The organism is Rhizobacter sp. P1_G5, assembly GCF_056405435.1.
In genome coordinates, this window is sequence record NZ_JBFUCB010001198.1 from 1 (window position 1) to 576 (window position 576).

General features: G+C 73.1%; 1 protein-coding gene. It reads right to left on the reverse strand.

What is annotated here, in order from left to right; translation table 11 throughout:
- On the reverse strand, positions 1-576 hold a 576-nt coding region (gene prmA, locus AC1D12_RS34945), incomplete at both ends, for a 50S ribosomal protein L11 methyltransferase (protein ID WP_477845622.1).

Genomic DNA, 576 nt, shown 5'->3' on the forward strand with positions numbered 1-576 from the left:
CTCACGTCCAGCGTGCACCAGGGCGCATAGGCGGCCTTCAGCTCGTCGGCCTGGCGCTCGAGGATGCCGGCCAGCACCAGGTCGCCGCCCGCGGCCACGTGGCCGCACAGCAGCGGGGCCAGCAGCTTCAGCGGCGACGCGAGGATGTTCGCGAGCACCAACGGGTACTCGCCCTGGGCCGCGTCAGGCAGGCCGGCGTCGAGCGTGACGCCGTTGGCGTCGGCATTGGCGCGCGTCGATTCGACGGCGGCCGGGTCGATGTCGACCGCAGCGATGCCGCGCCCACCATGCAGCGCCGCGCCGATCGCGAGGATGCCCGAGCCGCAGCCGTAGTCGAGCACGCGCTGCCAGCCGGCCGCGCGCGCAGGGGCCTGGGTCGCGATCCAGCGCAGGCACATCCGCGTCGTCGGGTGCGTGCCGGTGCCGAACGCGAGACCCGGGTCGAGCCGGATCACGGTGCGGGCCTGTGCCGGCGGCTCGTGCCAGGTCGGAACGATCCAGAACGTGTCGGTGACCGGCACCGGCGCGAACTGCGATTGCGTCAGCCGCACCCAATCCTGCTCTTCGACCTTCTGC